Below are 16,766 nucleotides of genomic sequence, written 5' to 3' on the forward strand. Positions count from 1 at the left end.
GAGCTATTTACACCGCGTCCACCGCCGATGCCGCTGCAGCCGCGCTGGATGATCTCGATGACGAGTGGGGGCGAGCCCATCCGGCGATGATACGTTTGTGGCGTAACGCCTGGACCGAGTTCGTGCCGTTCCTCGACTACGACATCGAGGTCCGGAGGGTGATCTGTACGACGAACGTGATCGAATCGTTGAACGCCCGCTACCGGCGAGCGGTCCGAGCGCGAGGGCATTTCCCCAGCGAGCAGGCCGCGATGAAATGTCTGTACCTTGTCACCCGCAGCCTCGACCCGACCGGACGAGGCCACACCCGATGGATGATGCGCTGGAAGCCAGTCCTCAACGCCTTCGCCATCACTTTCGGTGACCGCTGGCCGGGCGCCGAGCACTACTGACAACATCGCCGGAACCACCGTTCTCGTTACAGACCCGATCGCGCCGTGGCTGGGGTGGCTGGTCAACCTCGTCGTCGCCGAATGGCTCGTCGCCCGGCGCGGGCTCCCCGGGGTCCGCTGGTCCACGTTCCGGCAGGATCCCGACCCCGCGTCGAGAGCCACGGGGTAACGTTCCGATCTGTATCGGAACGAATCGAGAGGGTGTGCGGTGCGCGCAGTAGTGGTGGAGCGCTACGGGAATCCCGCGTCGGTCGCGGTGGTGGAGCGGCTCGGTCCCGAACCGGCGGCGGGGGAGGTGGTGGTCCGTGCGGAGGCGATGGGTGTCGGCTATGTCGACGTCATGGCGTCCCGCGGCCTCTACGCCTACTTCCCCGGCCCGGGCTCGTCGCCCGGCCTCGAGATCGCGGGGGTGGTCGAGTCGACCGGTCCCGGAGTGCCTCCGGAACTCGTGGGGCGGCGCGTCCTGGGGTTGCCGGCGTTCGGTGGGCTCGCGGAGCTCGTGACCGTGAGTGCCGACCGTGTCCTCCCACTCGACGACGGGGTCGAGTCGGAGGTGGCCGTCGCGCTGGGGGTCAACGCCCTCGTCGCCGAGATCGGGCTGCGCCGTGCAGGCGTCGACGCCGGTCGCCGGGTCCTGGTCCGGGGGGCCGGTGGCGGTATCGGGGCTCTCGCCACCCAGATCGCCGCGGCACACGGCGCCCGCGTCACTGCGGTGACGTCCGGGCCGGATCGCGCTCGACGGCTCCTGGCCTCGGGGGCGACGCGGACGGTCGGCCGCGACGAGGGACCCGCCCTGGAGCGCGACGTCGACATCGTCGTGGACCCCGTCGGCGGCTCGGCACTCGCCGACCACCTTCGCCTGCCGGCCGCGAACGGGCACTACGTGCTGTGCGGGGCGGCCGCCGGGGCGCCCAGCGGTGCCGATCTCGAGGTGGTCATGGAGATGTTCCACAGCTCTCCGACCCTGCACGCGTTCAGCCTGAACTCGGTGGCGCCGGCGGACCTGCGGGCGTCGTGGGGACGTGTGTCGGCGCTCGTCGGCTCGGGGAGGAATCCAGGGTGTCGTCGCGGAGCGCTACCCGCTCACCGCGGGACCGGACGCGCTGCGCGCCGTCGAACGGGGCGTCGCCTTCGGCAAGGTGGTGCTGCACCCGTGAGGGCGTTCTGATGCCCCGTCCACGGGACGAACGCGTCAGCGCCGCGGTGCTGGACGCGGTCCGCGACCTGATGGCCGAGAACGGTTACTCACGGCTCACCCTGCAGGGGGTCGCGGACCGGGCCGGGACGACCACGCCGGCCGTCCGTCGGCGGTGGCCCTCGTTGCGTCATCTCGTCGTGGATGCACTCGCCGAGGAGCGTGCGGGGGTGGTCGAGCCCGATGCAGGATGCGTGGCGTGTGATCTGAGCGCCCACGTCGAGGCGCTGGGAGCGGCACTCGGGGGTGCGGACACGGGACGGGTGCTGCCGGCACTGGTGGCCGATCTCGCCGACGACCCGGAACTGAGGGCCCGCTTCCTCGAACGGTTCTGGCAGCCGCGACGCGAGGCGTGTCTCGTGAGCCTGCGCGCCGCGATGGAGCGCGGCGAGGTTCGTCGCGACGTCGACCCGGAGCTCGTCATCGACGTCGTCGCAGGCCCTCTCGTGCTGCGGCATCTCTTCGGCCACGCCCGCCTCGACGGGGGACTGGCCCCGCAGCTCGTGGACCTGCTCCTCGCCGGGCTCGGGACTCGTGGAGGTGCCGGGCACTCGTCCGCGTGTCGAGCAGGCCACGGACGGGCGGCGCCGTGACGGATCACCGCCTCCGGGAATGAGGACACGGAGCATGCTGGTTTGACTAACTAGTAAGTATTTGCAAGAGTCGGGTTCCGACCCTCGCGCACGGTCCGGACGAGGTGCACGAGAACGCCCTGGCCCGCAACGAGATCCGCCGACGGGTCGCGGCGAGGGAGCCGACGACGTCCCGGGCAGCGGGACGTCGCTCGGGTCGGAGGAGTCCACGGCGGCCTCGGTGGGCGGCGGGACCGGACGGTGCCGGGGGTCTCCCACCCCGGGTGGAACGAGAACCGAGAGATCAGCCGGAGGTGCCGCGTGACGTGGCGCCACCCGACGAGAGGAACACGGACATGACCGACGAGCCGATCCGCACCTTCCTGGACGCTCTGCACAGCGGGGATCCGGAACGGATGCAGGCAGTCCTGGCCGACGACGTGGTGCTGAACAGCCCCATCCTCGACGACCCGATCATCGGGTCCGGACCCGCCACCGCGGTGCTCGGACTGCTGAGCTCGATCATCGACGACCTCACGTTCGGCGAGGTGCTCACCGGTGAGGTCCACGTCGCGGTGCACCTGACGGGGACGGTCGACGCGCACCCGATCGAGGCGGTCGACCACCTGGAGTTCGACCCGGCGGGCCGGGTACGCACGATGACCGTCCTCGCCCGTCCGCTCGCCGCCGTGGTCGCACTGCAGAACCGCCTCGCACCCACCCTCGGAGCGCCGGCCCTGGCCCTGGTACCGGAGGGCGCAGGGGGAGCCGGGGCATCGGCCTGACCGGACGCGAACGGTCGGGAGGGAGGCGAGCATGAGGCGTCTGGAAGGCAAGGTCGCGCTGGTCACGGGAGCGGCGCGCGGAGTGGGGCGCGCGAGCGCCGTGCGGTTCGCGCAGGAGGGCGCCGCCGTCGTCGCCGTCGACTTCTGTGGGGTCTACGACCATGTGAGCTACCCACTGCCGTCGGAGGCGGACCTGGACGAGACCGCCGCCCTGGTGCGGACGGCAGGTGGCCGCATCGCGACGGTCGTCGGGGACGTGCGGGACCAGCAGACGATGGACGTCGCCGTGGCCACGGCCGTCGAGGAGTTCGGCGGCCTGACGACCGTGTGCGCGAACGCGGGCATCGGCGGCGAACGGGCCGCGATGTGGGAGGCAGACGAGGAGGTCTTCCGCACGGTCCTGGACGTGAACCTCCTGGGTGTGTGGAAGACGGTCAAGGCGGCGGTGCCCGTGCTGATCGAGGCGGGTGGCGGATCGGTCGTGATGACCAGCTCGCTGGCGGGGATCCGCGGGCCGGCTCGGATGTCGGCCTACGTCTCGGCCAAGCACGGGGTCCTCGGGATGATGCGCGCCCTCGCCAACGAGGCCGCCGAGCACAACATCCGGTCGAACGCGATCCTCCCGGGCAACACGGACACGCCGCTGCTCAACAACAGCAGCACGTGGCAGCTGTTCCGCCCCGACCTGGAGAACCCGTCGGCGGAGGACGTCGTCCCCGTCATGCGGGGCTTCTCGCTCCTGCCGACGCCGTGGGTGGAGGTGGAGGACATCGCGCACGCCGCGCTGTGGTTGGGGAGCGACGAGTCCCGTTTCGTCACCGGTGTCGCCATCCCGGTCGACGCCGGGTGGCACGTCCGCGTCTGAGCTCGTCCCGCCACGACGCCGGACCCCGTCGTCGTGGCGGGTGCCCCCGTCGGCGCGGAGCTACCGGGACGGGAACAGTGCGCCGAGCAGCTTCTCGATCTGCCGGCCGAGCTCCTCGGGCGACACCGCGCCGGACGGGTCGTACCAGCGGTAGAGGGTCGCCAGCATCGACATCACCAGGTTCGCCGCGATGGTGGTGTCGATGCCGCCGCCCGCCGGGAGGCACTCGTCGAGCAGCAGCCGGAAGTCCTGCGTCCGGTCGTGCGCCCAGGCCCGGAAGGACGCGCGGCCCTGCTCGGACAGCTCGACCTCCTCGCTGAACACGATGGCGTAGAAGGTGCGGTTCGCCGACGCGGCCTCGATGTGCGCGGAGATCATCCCGCGCAGCCGGGTCTCCGGCGGCTCCCCGCTCTCCAGGACGAGCTCGAGACGCCGTCTCAGGTCGGCGGTGACCTCCTCGACCATCAGGTCGAGGAGGTGCTGCTTGCTGCGGGTGTACTTGTAGACGGTCGGCCGGGAGATGCCGGCGGCCTCGGCGATGTCGTCGATGGTGGCGTTGCGGTAGCCCTTGCGCCGGAAGGCCTCGCCGGCCGCCGCGACCAGGGCGGTGGTGTCGGTCGCGCGTTCCCGTGCCATGGGCTCAATACTGCCCGGTCAGTCTCTCCGCGCAGACGGCAGCCACCGTCTCCGCGGCCACACCGGCCTCACGGAGGACCTCGGCGGTGTGCTCGCCGAGCGCGGGCACCCCGCTCCGGGGGCCGTGCGCCGCGCCGTCCACGACCAGTGGTTGGCGCAGGAAACGATCGGCGCCCACCGTCTGCAGGAGCCCGCGGCTGCGCAGGTGCGGGTCCTCGACCAGGCCGGCCAGATCCTGGACCGCCCCGTAGGCGACCCCGGCGGCGGGGAGCACCCGTTCCCAGTGGGCGAGGGGCTCGGCCGCGATCCGATCGCTCAGCGTCGCCCGGATCTCGTCGGTACGGGCGTCGCGTTCCGGGCCCGGTAGCCCGGCCAGCGACTCCAGACCCAGTGCGGTGCACAGGGCCCGCCAGAAGTGGTCCTCGAACGCGATCGACAGCGAGATCCACCGACCGTCGGCGGTGGCGAACACGCCGTAGCCCGGGTCCCGGCCGAGGGAGTCGGGCGGGAGGCCGTTCGCGGTGGGGACGAGCCGGGTGACCACGAAGGACACGAGCGCGTCGAACATGCCCACGTCGTAGTGCCCGCCGCGGCCGGTGTGCACGCGGCCCGCGAGCCCGGTCAGCGCGGCGACCGCCGCGAACAGGCCGGCGGCGACGTCGGCGAGCGCCACCGGGGGGACCGCGGGGGCGTCGGGGTCGAGCAGGCCCGCCATCGCCTGGAACGACAGGTCGTGCGCGGGCCGGTCCCGGTACGGGCCGTCCTGGCCGAACCCCGAGACCGACACCACCACGAGCCCGGGACTGCCCTCGACGAGCGCGGTGGGGGAGAGCCCCAGCCGATCGAGGACGCCGGGCCGGAAGCCCTCCACGAGCACGTCGGCCCGGGCGATCAGTGCCCGGCAGGCCTCGAGGCCCGCCGGGGTCTTCAGGTCCAGGGCCACCGAGCGCTTGCCCCGGTTGAGGGCCTGGAAGTGCCCGGGGAAGAGTCGCGACGGGTCCCCGCCCTGCGGCCGTTCGACCTGGACGACGTCCGCGCCCAGATCGCCGAGGATCAGGGTGGCGAACGGGCCGGGGTACTGCTCGGCCAGGCTGACGACCCGGTAGCCCGTGAGCGGGCGCGCGGTGCTCACGGCGTGATCGCGTAGCCGCCGTTGACCGGGTAGGTCTGTCCGGTCACCCACGCCGCGGCGTCCGAGGCGAGGTACAGCACCGCGTTGGCGGCGTCGCTCGGCTCCCCGAAGCGGCGGATGACGTAGCTGCGCAACGCCTTCTTCGCGATCTCGGGGTCGGCGACGGCGGAGGCGACACCGGGGGTGTTGATCGTCGAGAGCGCCACGCAGTTCACCCCGATGCCGTAGCGGCCGACCGCCTTCGCGAGCCCGCGGCTGAAGCCCGCCGCCCCTGCCTTGGCGCCCCCGTACACGGCGAGGTGGGGCTCGCCGGTGCGCCCGGCGTCGGAGATCACCGAGACGATGCGCCCGTAGCCGCGCTCCACCATCCCGGGCAGCACGGCACGGCAGGCGTGGAGGACCCCGTAGAGGTTCGTCGCGATCCAGGGCTCCCAGTCCTCGGGGCCGGTCTCCCAGAACGGCGGGGTGTGGTCGAGTGCGTTCTCGGCGGGTCCGGCGTTGCCGGCGTTGTTGACCAGGACGTCGATCGGGCCGAGCCGCTCGGTCCCCTCCGCGACCAGGGCCGTCACCTCGTCGAGGTCGGTGACGTCGCACCGCAGGCCGACCGCCCGTCCGCCCTGCTCGGTGATCTCGGCGGCCACCGCCTCGGCCCGGTCGAGGTGGTAGTCGTTGACCACCACCGCACCACCGTGGGCGGCGATGTGCAGCGCGACCTGACGGCCGACGCCTTGGCCCGCGCCCGTCACCAGGGCGACGCGGCCGGTCATGTCCAGGATGTTCACGGCTGTCTCCTAGCGTCCGGGGAACTCGGGGGTGCGCTTCTCGGCGAAGGCGGTGATGCCCTCGCGCCAGTCCGCGGAGCGCTCGTGCAGGGCGGACGCCTCGAGCTCGCGCAGGACGGCGACGGGCAGCGGGGTGTCGTGGGCGTCGTTGGCCAGCCGCTTCATCGCGGCCAACCCGACGGGGCTGCGGCCCGCGATCTGCGCGGCCAGCCGGTCGACGGCGGGGACGAGCTCCTCGGGGGCCACCACGTCGACCACGAGATCGGTGCCGAGGTAGCGCTCGGCGGGGTGCAGCTCACCGGTGAACATGAGGTGCTTGGCGGTGGAGAGGCCGAGCCGACGCACCAGCCGGACCGACGCCCCACCCCCCGGGATCTGCCCGTATACCGCGTGTCCGTCGCCGATCCTCGCGGCCCGGGAGGCGACGACGAGGTCGCAGACCAGGAGCAGCTCGAGGCCGCCGCCGACGGCGATCCCGTTCGCCGCGGCGATCACCGGCCTCGGGAAGGATTCGATGCGGTCGAGGACGGCCCGCACGCGGTGCAGGAAGGCGTTGCCCGCACTCGCGGCACCGGGTGGCGCGGGGGCGTCGGCCAGCGAGCGGGCGTAGCGCAGGTCCGCACCCGCGCAGAACGCCCTGCCCGCCGCCGCGAGCACGACGACCCGGACGTCCGGGTCGGCTGCGGCCGCGTCGAGGCCCGCGGTCAGGCCGTCGAGGACGTCCTGGTCGATGCCGTTGAACACCTCGGGTCGGTTGAGTCGCAACCAGAGCGCCGGGCCCCGGCGTTCCTGGAGCACGGCGGTGTCGGTGTGGGTGGAGGTCATCGTGTCAGTCCTTACTGAGGATCACTGAGGATCGTGACGACGCGCGCCGTGCCACGTCGTCGCGCCGACCTCGGCGACGTCGGCGGCCGTCGTCCCGGACCCGGCCCTGTGGTCGGCGCGCGTCCTGGCGTCGATCTCCGTGCAGAACGAGTCGGCGGGGCCGTTCCGTCCGGGTGAGCTCGTGGCGGAACTCCCTGTGCCGAACTCGGTGGTCCCGACCCCGGTGATTGCTGACGTCTCGCACGGCGCGCCTTCCGTCCACGGTGACCGGCCGATCCGAGGCTTGCAGAATACTAACTAATAAGTCAACATTGCCGGCGACACCGATCCGGAGCGCGCGCCGTCGGCGCAGCGCGGGGAGAGGAGAGCGACGTGGCTCCCGGTTCGACTTCCGACGCGCCCCATCTGGTGGGCCCGTCCTACGGCGACGTGATCGTCGAGGCGCTGACCCGCTACCGGACCCGGGACGCCTTCGTCCTCGGCGAGCGCCGGACTACCTACGCCGAACTCGCCGACATGGTCGGTCGCACGCAGCAGGTGCTGGCCGACCACGGGGTCCGGGCCGGGCGCGGGGTCGGGGTGCTCAGCCCGAACGCGCCCGAGGTCTTCGCGGTGCAGGCGGCGACCTTCCTGACCGGCGCCCGCTACTCGGGCCTGCACGTGCTGGGCTCGGTCGAGGACCACGTCGTCCTCTGCGAGGACGCGGAGATCGAGGTACTCGTCGTGCACCCGGCGTTCGCCGGGACCGCGGCCGAGATCGCCGACCGGGCCGGGTCGGTGAAGCACGTCCTGAGCATCGGCCCCTCCGACGCCGGCCCGGACCTGCTCGCGCTGTGCGCCGCGGCCGGCCCCCGTCGCCTGGCCGCGCCCGTCGTCGACGAGGACACGACCGCCTGGCTGCAGTACACCGGCGGGACGACGGGCCGGCCGAAGGGGGCGATGCTCTCGCACCGCGCGCTGGTGCAGGAGGTCCAGACCCTGACCGCGTCCTGGGGCCTGCCCGAGAGGCCGGTCTACCTCGCGTCCTCGCCCATCACCCACGCCGCCGTGCTCCCCGTGGTGCCGGTCCTCGCCCGCGGCGGCACCGTCGTGCTCCAGCAGGCATTCGACCCCGACGCCTGGCTGACCCTGGTCGAACGCGAGCGCGTGAACTACGCGTTCGTCGTCCCGACGATGCTGTACACGATGTTGGACAAGGCCGATCCGGCGTCACGGGACACGTCCTCGTTGGAGACGCTCTGCTACGGGGCGGCGCCGATGACCCCGTCGCGGCTGCTCGAGGCCCACGAGGCGTTCGGGCAGGTCATGATGCAGGTCTACGGCCAGACCGAGTGCATCGGCATGACCACGAGCCTGCGCAAGGACGAGCACGATCCCGTCGGTCGCCCGGATCTGCTCACCTCCTGCGGGCGTGCGGCCCTCGGCGTGCGTGTCGAGATCCTCGACGACGACGGGGCCGCCGTGGCCGACGGCGAGGTGGGGGAGATCGGCGTGCGGTCCCGCGCCGTCATGAACGGCTACTGGAAGCGCGAGGAGGAGACCGCCGAGGCCCTGCGCGGGGGATGGCTGCGCACCGGCGACATGGGGGTCCGCGACGACGGCGGCTTCCTGCACATCGTCGACCGCACGAAGGACATGATCGTCACCGGCGGGTTCAACGTGTTCCCCCGCGAGGTCGAGGACGTCCTGACCGGCCACCCGGACGTCCGGCAGGCCGCCGTGATCGGTCTCCCGGACGACAGGTGGGGCGAGTCGGTGACCGCGTTCGTCGTCGCCCGGCCCGGCGCCGGGGTGGACGCGGGCGAGCTGACCGCGCTGGTGCGCAGCCGCAAGGGCGCCCATCAGGTGCCCAAGCGGGTCGAGTTCGTCCCGGAGCTCCCGACCACGGTCGTCGGAAAGATCGACAAGAAGGCGCTGCGCGCCGCCCACTGGACCGGCCAGGGCCGGAACGTCCACTGATGACCGGAGACCCCGTGCCCCCGTTCGTCCTCGACGAGGACCACCTCCGCTTCCGGGACTCCGTGCGTGACCTCGCCCGGCGGGAGTTCCTCGACACCTACCACGCGCGGGCCGCACGCACCGAGTTCCCGCACCAGGAGCTGCGGAAGCTCGCCGAGGCCGGGCTCACGAACCTCACCCTCGCCGAGGAGTCGGGCGGTCAGGGCGCGGATCTGCTCGCCCTCGCGATCGCCTGCGAGGAGGTGGGCTACGCCGACCCGAACATGGCCTACATCCTGTTCAGCACCAACAGCCTGGTCACGCTCCTGGCCGGGCAGGAGTCCCCGGCGATCCGGCGCTGGGCGCCCAGGATCGCCGCCGGCGATGCCCTCGGGTGCTGGGCGGTCACCGAGCCCGGCACCGGCTCCGATGCCGCAGCGCTGCGGACCAGGGCCGGGCGGGTCGACGGCGGATGGCTGCTGACGGGCGAGAAGACCTCGGTCACCCAGGCCCCGCACGCCGACGTCGCGGTGGTGCTCGCCCAGACCGATCCCGCGTCGCGGGCCCGCGGGATCGGCTGCTTCCTGGTGGAGTGCGCCGACCCGACGGTCAGCTCGCAGAGCTTCGCCGACCCCGGCTTCAAGCCGCTGGGTCGTGGCTCGATCACGATGGACGAGACCTTCGTCCCCGACGAGCGGGTGCTCGCCGAGCCGGGCAGCGGGTTCGGCCGGGTCATGGCCGAGTTCGACCTGAGCCGGACACTCATCGCGCTGACCTGCGTCGGCTCGGCACAGCGCGCACTCGACACGGCCGCGGCCTACGCCAGGGAGCGGACCTCCTTCGGGCGGCCGCTGGCCACGAACCAGGGGGTCTCCTTCCCGATCGCCGAGCACACCACCTACCTGGCCGCGGTGCGGGCGCTGGCCTACCAGACGATCGGCCTGCGGATGGCAGGACAGCCGCACACCACCCAGGCTGCGATGCTGAAGTGGTGGGCGCCGAGGGTCGCCTTCGCCGCCATCCAGGAGTCGGTCGTGCTCCACGGTCAGGTCGGCTGGTCCGACGAGATGCCGTTGCAGTCGTTGCTGCGTGATGTGTCCGGCTACCAGATCGGGGACGGGACACCGCAGATCCAGAAGATCATCATTGCCCGGGACGTCCTGGGCCGGGACGCGCTGGGGGCCTGAGGTGCTGGGGGCCTGAGGCACGGAGGGCACGCGACCGCAGCCGGCCGTCGGATCGCTCCCCGGGGCAAGGAGTGCAGGGATGATGCCGAGGTGTCACGGTACCCACCGTCGCCGGACTCCCGGCGACCCAGCACCGGCGAACAGGGGGCAGAGTTGGGCACTTCCAGTGACCGACGGACACAGGTCCAACGACGTGCCGAGACCGAGCGTCGGGTCATCGACGCCGCGATCGACCTCATCGCGAGCACGGGATCGCGCCGGCTCACCCTCGCCCGGGTCGGTGAGGTCGCCGGCTACAGCCGCGGCATCGTGTACCACCACTTCGGCGGGCGCGAGCAGCTGATCACGGCGGTGCTGGATCGGGTACGGAAGATGGGCCTGCCGCCGTACGACGGCGACGGCCGCGCGCAGATCACCGGCATCGTCCGCACCTATCTCACGACGGCCGCGGGACACTCGTCGTCGAGCCGCGCGTTCCACCAGCTGTGGATGGAGGCGCTGGCGGGGGATCCGGTGGTGCAGCCGCTGTTCCTCGACCACGACGACGGCTTCCGGCGGTTCCTGTCGGACGCCGTCGAGCGGGGGATCGCCGACGGATCGGTACGCCCGGACGTCGACATCGCCGCCGCCGGAGCCGTGGTGATGGCACTCCTGCGAGGAACCTCCGTCCAGCTCGCCGCGTCCCTGCCGGGCGTCGAGGCGAGCTCCGTCATCGCCGAGGCCGTGCGGGTCGCGGAGCGGGCGTTCGAGCCCTCCACACACAGCGGCCGCTGAGGCGGTCGTCGTCCCGACCGGGGTGACAGCGGTCCACTGAACGGCTAGCTTACTTGCATGCATGCACACAAGTTACGAACCGTTCCCCCTGTCGTTCTCGTGCACGGCAACCCCGAGACCGCGGAGGTCTGGAACCCGCTGCTCGCCCAGCTCGGCAGGACGGACGTCGTCACTCTCTCGCCGCCCGGATTCGGGCAACCCGCGCCGTCGGGGTTCGACGCGACCGTCGACGGCTACCGCCGGTGGCTGATCGCGATGCTGGAGCAGTTCCGCGAGCCGGTGGACCTGGTCGGTCACTCGCTCGGCGGCATGCACGTCGCCCAGGTGGCCATGAGTCGTCCGGACCTGATCCGCAGCTGGGCGTCCGATGCTCTGGGGCTGTTCGCGCCCGACTACCAGTGGCACGCCAGGGCGCGGACGTGGCAGCAGGAGGGGGCGGGGGAGGAGTCCGTTCGACAGATCTTCGGCGGGACCCTCGAACACCGCCTGGCCGTGGCTGCCGGCATCGGGATGACGGGTCCGGCGGCGGAGCGCGTCGCGGCGGGCTTCGACGACGGCATGGGCCAGGCGGTGCTCTCGCTCCTGCGGTCCGCGGCGCAGCCCGTCATGGCGGACGCCGGGCGAGGACTCGTCGCCGCCCGGCAGCGGCCGGGTCTCGCGCTACTGGCCATGGCCGACACCGAGGCCTCCGGGGGAACGCTCGACCAGCACCGTCGCATGGCCGAGCTCAGTGGCGCGAGGGTCGCCGAGCTGCCGGGGGTCGGCCACTGGTGGCCCCTGGAGGATCCCCGCCCGGCCGCCGATGCGCTGTCGAGCTTCTGGGCCGAGCTGAACGACCGATGACCATGACGTCTCGTTCTTCGCGTCCGGCCGACCGGAGCTGCTCCCGCGTCCTGGAGGTGTCGACGACCGATGACCCCGGGACGAGCAGGATCATCGAGGACCCGGCCGTGCCGGGACGGGGGGAGAGCGTCCTCAGGCTCCACCAGTTCGCGATGACCTCGAACAACGTCTCCTACGTCCGCGCGAGGGAGCAGCTCGGCCACGGACGGGCGTTCCCTGCCGCTCCGGGGTGGATGCGCGCCCCCGTCTGGGGTGAGGCGACGGTGGTCGACGGGGTGGGCGATGGCGTGCCGGCCGGTACCCGGGTCATCGGTTACTTCCCGATGGCCGGCAGCGTGGCCATGTCCCTCGAACCGCGCACGGACGGGACTCTCGTCGAGACGTCTGCTCGTCGCGCCCACCTCGCGCCGGTGTACCAGCACTACCGGGTCGTCGACGCCCCCACCGACGGCCTGGAGTTCGCCACGCTCCACATCGAAGCGCTCGCCAGCGCGCTCGTGCCCGACCTCGTCGGCGCCGGGGTCGACCACGTGCTGATCTCCAGTGCCGGGAGCAAGACGGGTCAGGCACTCGCGTTCCTGCTCTCCCGGGAGGGAGTGGCGTGTACCGGCCTGACCAGGGACCGGCCCGCCGTCGGGCAGGACGGCCTGACCCTGTTCGAGTACCAGGAGCTGTCCTCGGTGGCGGTGCCTCCGGGCACGGTGTTCCTCGACCTCGCCGGCGATCCGCAGCTGCGAGCCCGGGTCGTGGCGCAGTGCGGTGGTGCCGTGGCCTACATGCTGGCACTCGGTGGGACCCGTCTCACCGGGTCGATCCCGCCGCAGCAGACAGGTCCGGCAGCTCCGCCGGTGCGCCGCTACAGCGCCGGCCCACGTCTGGCCGAGGTGGAACGCGAACGGGGCGCGGAGGCGGTACGGCTCCTGCGGGACCGGACCCGGCAACGGCTTCTCGCGTGGGCTCGTGAACAGCTCGTCGTCCGTCGCCTCGACGGTCTCGCTGCGGCCGCCGCGGTCTGGCCGACGATCGTGCGGGGAGGGCACGGGGCCGGAGAGGTGTGCCTCGTCGCGCCCTAGCTCCGTCGTGTCGAGGTGTGTCGCTGCGCATGCGGGACGCCGCGCTGACGCTCGGGGTGGTGTGCTGCGGGGCTCCGGCCGGTTCGCAGCGGCCCCTCGGTGGTCGCCCGTCGCCGCCGGGCCCGACACGGGAAGGACGCCCGACGAATGTTGACTTACTGATTAGTTATGACGCATGCTCGGGACGAGGCAAGGAGGCCGACGGTGCGAGCAGTACAGGTTCTGGGGTTCGACGGGCCGGCGGCCGTGCGCTGCCGCGAGGTCGCCGAACCGGTCGCCGGACCACGGGACGTGGTGATCGAGGTGCGGGCGGCAGGTGTGGCGTTCCCGGACGTGCTGCACACCCGCGGGCTCTACCAGAACCGGTTCGAGCCGCCGTTCACCCTTGGCGGCGAGGTCGCCGGGATCGTCCGCAGCGCCCCGGCCTCGTCCGCCCTGGAGCCGGGGGACCGGGTGGTCGCGCTGATGCAGTTCGGGGCGTTCGCCGAGGTGGTGGCCGTCCCGGTGCACCTGGTCCTGCCGCTGCCGGACGAGCTGGGCTTCGCCGAGGGTGCCTGCCTGCCCGTCAACTACCTCACCGCGCACTTCACCCTGCACGAGCGCGGCGGCCTGCGACCCGGCGAGACCGTGCTGGTGCACGGCGCGAGCGGCGGGGTGGGCAGCGCGACGGTGCAGCTGGCCGCTGCCCACGGGGCCCGGGTCATCGCCGTCACCTCCACGCCGGAGAAGGCCGAGCTCGCCCGCAGGCTCGGCGCGGACGAGGTGGTCGATGCGGCCGACTTCCGGTCCCGGGTCGCCGAGCTCACGGACGGCCGCGGGGTCGAAGTGCTGGTCGATCCGGTCGGTGGCGACCGCTTCACCGACTCCCTGCGGTGCCTGCGCCCCCGGGGCGGCCGCCTGCTCGTGGTCGGGTTCACCGCGGGCGAGATCCCGATGGTGAAGGTCAACCGGCTCCTGCTGACCAACACCGACGTCCGCGGGGTCGGGTGGGGCGGCCCCGCGTTCACCGAGCCCGGTGTCGTCACCGGGCAGTGGTCCGACATCGTGCCCCGGATCCGGCAGGGGTCGGTGGCCCCGGTGGTGGGCGCGACGTTCCCGCTGGACCGGGTGGCCGAGGCGCTGGCCGTCGTCGACGAACGGCGGGCGCTCGGCAAGGTCGTCGTCCAACTCTGACATCGGAGGCATCCCATGCGCTTCGGCGTGTCCGTCGCCTACTGGCCCTGGTTCACCTACGACGAGCAGGTCGCGCTGGCGCGCACCGCGGACGAGCTCGGGTTCGACTCGGTGTGGGTCGCCGAGGGGTACGGCCAGGAGGCGGTCGCCCTCCTGGGGGCGCTCTCGGCGGTGACCGAGCAGATCCGTCTGGGCACCGGGATCCTGCAGATTCCGGCCCGGCAGCCCGCAGCCGCGGCCACCGCCGCCGCGACCCTCGACCGGATCTCGGGCGGGCGTGCCCTGCTGGGCCTCGGACTGTCCGGGCCCCAGGTGTCCGAGGGCTGGTACGGGGTCCCCTTCACCGCCCCTCTGCGGCGGACCCGCGAGTACGTCGAGATCATCCGGCTCGCCTGCAGCGGTGAGCGGCTGTCCTACCAGGGCCGCGAGTGGACGATCCCGACCCCGGACGGGCTCGGCCTTGGCAAGGAGCTCAGGATGCTCGGCGGCGGTCCGGTCCAGGACCGGATCCCGATCTACCTGGGCGTGAGCGGGCCCCGCACCGTGGCGCAGTGCGGCGAGATCGCCGACGGGTGGCTGCCGTTCCTGTTCAGCCCGGACCACGCCGACATGCTCACCGAGCCCCTGCTGCGGGGGCTGGCCAGGGCCGGGCGCGACCGGTCGGAGATGACGATCGCCCCGACCGTCCCGGCCGCGCTCCACCGGGACCCGGACGTCGCGCGGGACCTGGTCCGGCCGATGATCGCCTTCTACCTGGGTGGCATGGGGGCCAAGGACAAGAACTTCTACACCGAGCTGGCCGTGCGCTACGGCCACGCTGCCAGCGCGCTGGCCTGCCAGGAGCGCTTCCTGGCCGGCGACCGGACCGGCGCCGAGGCCGCCCTGACCACCGAGCTGATCGACCTGGTGTCCCTGGCGGCCACCCCGGCCACACTGGAGAAGAAGCTCGACGCCTACGAGACCGCAGGCGTCGACACCATGATCGTGACGCCCTTCGGTGACCGGACCGCCCTGCTCGAAGCACTGGCGGGCACGCGATGACCCCGGCCGCCGCGCAGGGGGCGCTCTACGCCGACCTGATCGTGGAGGCTCTCGAACGCCATGGCGACCGGGAGGCCTTCGTCCACGGGGACCGCCGGATGACCTACGCGCAGGCGAGGGACCTCACGGCTCGTCTCGTGCAGGTACTCGTCCGGCACGGGATCGGCCGGGGATCGGCGGTCGCCGCGCTCAGCCCGCACGCGCCCGAGGCCTGGCTGCTCCAGGCCGCCGCATACCTGGTGGGGGCCACCTTCAGCGGGTTGCACCCGTTGGGGTCGGTCGACGACCACGTCCGTCTCTGCGAGGACGCCGGGGTGGCGCTGCTCCTCGTCCATCCGCGCGTCGCCGAGGTCGGGGCAGCGGTGAGCGAACGCGCGCCGAACGTGCGCACGGTGCTGACGATCGGACCCTGCGAGCTCGGCCGCGACATCGGAGCGGCCTGCGCCGCCGAGCGCGGCGGGCGCCTGGTCCGGGACCCGGCGATCGGGCCCGAGGACACCGCGTGGCTGCAGTACACGGGCGGGACCACGGGGCGGCCCAAGGGCGTCATGCTCCCGCAGCGGGCTCTCGCCCAGCAGGCGCTGTCGTGGCTGGCCTCCTACGGCGTGCCCGAGCGGCCGCGCTACCTCGCTGCGGCGCCGATCACCCACGCCGCCGTGCTCCCGCTGCTGCCGACCCTGCTGCGCGGCGGCTGCGTGGTGCTGCACGAGTCGTTCGACCCCGACGCCTTCCTCCGGACGGTGCAGGACGAGCACATCAGCTACGCCTTCGGGGTGCCCACCATGCTCGGTGCGCTCGTGGAGACCGCCCGGGCCGGCCGGTACGACCTCGACGCCCTGCGCACCTTCGCCTACGGCGCGGCGCCCGCCTCGCCGGCGCTGCTCGAACAGGCCCAGGACGTCCTCGGCCCGGTGCTGCTGCAGGGCTACGCCCAAACCGAGGCGGGTGGGTTCATCGCCTCGCTGCGTCCCGACGAGCACGTGGCCGGGCAGCTCACCTCCTGCGGGCGCCCCGCGGCCGGGGTCCTGCTGGCGCTGCACGACGCCGACGGCCGGGAGGTGGCTCCCGGCGAGCGCGGCGAGATCGTCGTGCGGTCCCGCGGCGTGATGACCGGGTACCTCGGCCTTCCCGAGGAGACGGCGCAGGCCCTGCGGGGCGGCTGGCTGCACACCGGGGACGTCGGGCGGTTCGACGAGCGCGGGTTCCTGCACATCGTCGACCGCGCGAAGGACATGGTCATCACCGGCGGGTTCAACGTCTATCCCCGTGAGATCGAGGACGTCCTGGACGGACACCCCGGCGTCGCCGGGTCCGCGGTGGTCGGGGTCCCGGACGACCGCTGGGGCGAGGCGGTGCGCGCCTACGTGGTGCTGCGCGGGCAGCCGAGCGTGACCGCGCAGGAGCTGATCGCCCTCGTCCGTGCGCGGAAGGGCCCCGTGCACGCCCCCAAGTCGGTCGTCTTCGTCCCCGAGCTCCCGACCACCGCGGTCGGCAAGATCGACAAGAAGGCCCTGCGGGACCGCACGTAGGCGGGCCGTGACCGCCGGGTCGAG

General features: G+C 72.7%; 18 protein-coding genes. 14 read left to right on the forward strand and 4 right to left on the reverse strand.

The annotated features are described in order from the left end of the window. The 6 genes from FVA95_RS20160 to FVA95_RS20180 form a co-directional block, all read left to right on the forward strand. Window positions 1-392 (forward strand): transposase (locus FVA95_RS20160; protein ID WP_193564389.1); only part of this gene is annotated, 392 nt, incomplete at its 5' end. After that, window positions 361-561, forward strand: a complete 201-nt coding sequence (locus tag FVA95_RS30920) for a hypothetical protein (RefSeq protein WP_161992368.1) — start codon at window positions 361-363, stop codon at window positions 559-561. The genes FVA95_RS20160 and FVA95_RS30920, both read left to right, overlap by 32 nt. Before the next feature lie 39 nt (window positions 562-600). Next, window positions 601-1,560 carry a zinc-binding dehydrogenase gene (locus FVA95_RS20165; RefSeq protein WP_149665569.1) on the forward strand — a complete coding sequence of 320 codons (960 nt, stop codon included), beginning with the start codon at window positions 601-603 and terminating at the stop codon, window positions 1,558-1,560. Next, the gene (locus FVA95_RS20170; RefSeq protein WP_149665570.1) at window positions 1,560-2,180 is read left to right on the forward strand and encodes a TetR/AcrR family transcriptional regulator; all 621 of its coding nucleotides are present in this window, start codon (window positions 1,560-1,562) and stop codon (window positions 2,178-2,180) included. The genes FVA95_RS20165 and FVA95_RS20170 overlap by 1 nt, the downstream gene beginning before the upstream one ends. A 335-nt stretch (window positions 2,181-2,515) precedes the next feature. Next, window positions 2,516-2,944, forward strand: a complete 429-nt coding sequence (locus FVA95_RS20175) for a nuclear transport factor 2 family protein (RefSeq protein ID WP_149665571.1) — start codon at window positions 2,516-2,518, stop codon at window positions 2,942-2,944. A 31-nt stretch (window positions 2,945-2,975) separates the two neighbouring features. Next, complete coding sequence (locus FVA95_RS20180; RefSeq protein ID WP_149665572.1) at window positions 2,976-3,809, forward strand: mycofactocin-coupled SDR family oxidoreductase; 834 nt, start codon at window positions 2,976-2,978, stop codon at window positions 3,807-3,809. Window positions 3,810-3,869: 60 nt separating this feature from the next. Here FVA95_RS20180 and FVA95_RS20185 read toward each other — a convergent pair whose 3' ends face one another. From FVA95_RS20185 to FVA95_RS20200, 4 genes are read right to left on the reverse strand one after another with little or no spacing between them, the layout of a single operon-like run. Then, window positions 3,870-4,445 (reverse strand): TetR/AcrR family transcriptional regulator, encoded by a 576-nt coding sequence (locus tag FVA95_RS20185; RefSeq protein ID WP_149665573.1) that lies wholly within the window; start codon window positions 4,443-4,445, stop codon window positions 3,870-3,872. A gap of 4 nt (window positions 4,446-4,449) precedes the next feature. Continuing rightward, window positions 4,450-5,577 (reverse strand): CaiB/BaiF CoA-transferase family protein, encoded by a 1,128-nt coding sequence (locus tag FVA95_RS20190; protein ID WP_161992369.1) that lies wholly within the window; start codon window positions 5,575-5,577, stop codon window positions 4,450-4,452. Beyond that, window positions 5,574-6,359: an SDR family NAD(P)-dependent oxidoreductase gene (locus FVA95_RS20195; RefSeq protein WP_205015911.1), complete on the reverse strand. Its 786-nt coding sequence runs from the start codon at window positions 6,357-6,359 to the stop codon at window positions 5,574-5,576. Before FVA95_RS20195 ends, FVA95_RS20190 begins: the two co-directional genes overlap by 4 nt. Before the next feature lie 9 nt (window positions 6,360-6,368). After that, window positions 6,369-7,184, reverse strand: coding sequence for an enoyl-CoA hydratase/isomerase family protein (locus FVA95_RS20200; RefSeq protein ID WP_149665575.1), 816 nt, complete (start codon window positions 7,182-7,184; stop codon window positions 6,369-6,371). 372 nt (window positions 7,185-7,556) lie between these two features. On the opposite strand from FVA95_RS20200, the gene FVA95_RS20205 reads away from it, so the two are divergent. From FVA95_RS20205 to FVA95_RS20240, 8 genes are all read left to right on the forward strand, one after another. Next, window positions 7,557-9,143, forward strand: a complete 1,587-nt coding sequence (locus FVA95_RS20205) for an AMP-binding protein (RefSeq protein WP_149665576.1) — start codon at window positions 7,557-7,559, stop codon at window positions 9,141-9,143. Further along, window positions 9,143-10,309, forward strand: a complete 1,167-nt coding sequence (locus FVA95_RS20210) for an acyl-CoA dehydrogenase family protein (RefSeq protein ID WP_149665577.1) — start codon at window positions 9,143-9,145, stop codon at window positions 10,307-10,309. Before FVA95_RS20205 ends, FVA95_RS20210 begins: the two co-directional genes overlap by 1 nt. A gap of 153 nt (window positions 10,310-10,462) precedes the next feature. Further along, window positions 10,463-11,083: a TetR/AcrR family transcriptional regulator gene (locus FVA95_RS20215; protein WP_149665578.1), complete on the forward strand. Its 621-nt coding sequence runs from the start codon at window positions 10,463-10,465 to the stop codon at window positions 11,081-11,083. A 57-nt stretch (window positions 11,084-11,140) separates the two neighbouring features. After that, window positions 11,141-11,926 (forward strand): alpha/beta fold hydrolase, encoded by a 786-nt coding sequence (locus FVA95_RS20220; protein WP_149665579.1) that lies wholly within the window; start codon window positions 11,141-11,143, stop codon window positions 11,924-11,926. A gap of 56 nt (window positions 11,927-11,982) precedes the next feature. Next, window positions 11,983-12,999, forward strand: a complete 1,017-nt coding sequence (locus FVA95_RS20225) for a DUF2855 family protein (RefSeq protein ID WP_161992370.1) — start codon at window positions 11,983-11,985, stop codon at window positions 12,997-12,999. A gap of 204 nt (window positions 13,000-13,203) precedes the next feature. Next, on the forward strand, window positions 13,204-14,172 hold the full coding sequence (locus FVA95_RS20230; protein ID WP_149665581.1) for an NADPH:quinone oxidoreductase family protein: 969 nt from the start codon (window positions 13,204-13,206) through the stop codon (window positions 14,170-14,172). Window positions 14,173-14,187: 15 nt separating this feature from the next. Next, window positions 14,188-15,213 (forward strand): LLM class flavin-dependent oxidoreductase, encoded by a 1,026-nt coding sequence (locus tag FVA95_RS20235; RefSeq protein WP_149665582.1) that lies wholly within the window; start codon window positions 14,188-14,190, stop codon window positions 15,211-15,213. Further along, window positions 15,210-16,742: an AMP-binding protein gene (locus tag FVA95_RS20240; RefSeq protein ID WP_149665583.1), complete on the forward strand. Its 1,533-nt coding sequence runs from the start codon at window positions 15,210-15,212 to the stop codon at window positions 16,740-16,742. The genes FVA95_RS20235 and FVA95_RS20240 overlap by 4 nt, the downstream gene beginning before the upstream one ends. The last annotated feature ends 24 nt before the right edge of the window (window positions 16,743-16,766 follow it).

It is taken from the genome of Pseudonocardia sp. EV170527-09 (assembly GCF_008369905.1).
In the GTDB taxonomy this organism is placed as follows: Bacteria; Actinomycetota; Actinomycetes; order Mycobacteriales; family Pseudonocardiaceae; genus Pseudonocardia.

What these genes read in the sequence shown, in the direction of transcription:
- FVA95_RS20170 (WP_149665570.1), top strand. Translation starts at nt 1,560, where the DNA reads ATGCCCCGTCCACGGGACGAACGCGTCAGCGCCGCGGTGCTGGACGCG.
- FVA95_RS20175 (WP_149665571.1), top strand. Translation starts at nt 2,516, where the DNA reads ATGACCGACGAGCCGATCCGCACCTTCCTGGACGCTCTGCACAGCGGG.
- FVA95_RS20180 (WP_149665572.1), top strand. Translation starts at nt 2,976, where the DNA reads ATGAGGCGTCTGGAAGGCAAGGTCGCGCTGGTCACGGGAGCGGCGCGC.
- FVA95_RS20185 (WP_149665573.1), bottom strand. Translation starts at nt 4,445, where the DNA reads ATGGCACGGGAACGCGCGACCGACACCACCGCCCTGGTCGCGGCGGCC.
- FVA95_RS20200 (WP_149665575.1), bottom strand. Translation starts at nt 7,184, where the DNA reads ATGACCTCCACCCACACCGACACCGCCGTGCTCCAGGAACGCCGGGGC.
- FVA95_RS20210 (WP_149665577.1), top strand. Translation starts at nt 9,143, where the DNA reads ATGACCGGAGACCCCGTGCCCCCGTTCGTCCTCGACGAGGACCACCTC.
- FVA95_RS20220 (WP_149665579.1), top strand. Translation starts at nt 11,141, where the DNA reads ATGCATGCACACAAGTTACGAACCGTTCCCCCTGTCGTTCTCGTGCAC.
- FVA95_RS20235 (WP_149665582.1), top strand. Translation starts at nt 14,188, where the DNA reads ATGCGCTTCGGCGTGTCCGTCGCCTACTGGCCCTGGTTCACCTACGAC.
- FVA95_RS20240 (WP_149665583.1), top strand. Translation starts at nt 15,210, where the DNA reads ATGACCCCGGCCGCCGCGCAGGGGGCGCTCTACGCCGACCTGATCGTG.